At 55.4% G+C, this 602-nt stretch carries 1 rRNA gene; it reads right to left on the bottom strand.

From position 1 onward, the window contains the following. A 16S ribosomal RNA gene (locus AC1DDO_RS23030) occupies positions 1 to 84 on the bottom strand; the annotation flags it as partial. Positions 85 to 602: the final 518 nt, after the last annotated feature.

The following is a 602-nucleotide window of genomic DNA, read 5'->3' on the forward strand; positions in this document are numbered from 1 at the left end:
GCAAGCACCGGATCATCGTTCGACTTGCATGTGTTAAGCACGCCGCCAGCGTTCATCCTGAGCCAGGATCAAACTCTCCGTTGAAGTAAAACAGACACAGCACGCACCCCCGGGAAAACGGAAGAAACACGCTGCACAAAATTTGAAACCAGCTGTAAAAACCAGACCACACCACGGGGTGGCRYAACCTGGTCAATTCAACCAATCCRTTACAATAAATTGGTATCAACAAACTTGGCACACTATTGAGTTCTCAAACAACAGACACACCCGGCACCACCACAACCAACATTCAGTCGCGGATCGCTCCGGAGCAACTTTTCAAASTTACCCGAGTCCGRAMCACTTTGCAAATCAGCGTTTCCGCGACCCACAAACCATCCGACCCGCCCCCACCAGAACCCGGAGCGCACGAAACGCCGACCAGATCCGGTCTTGAAATTTAGGGGATTGGCCGCCTCCGGTTCCCAGCATTTCCGCTGGTCTCCCTCTCGGCGACTTAGAAAACAATACACCCACCACGCCCCCACCGCAAACCCACCCCCACACACCCCCACCACCACCCCAAAACCCCCAAAACCCGCGGCCAAACGCGGGCCCGG

This window comes from Arthrobacter sp. 10N43 (assembly GCF_056394525.1).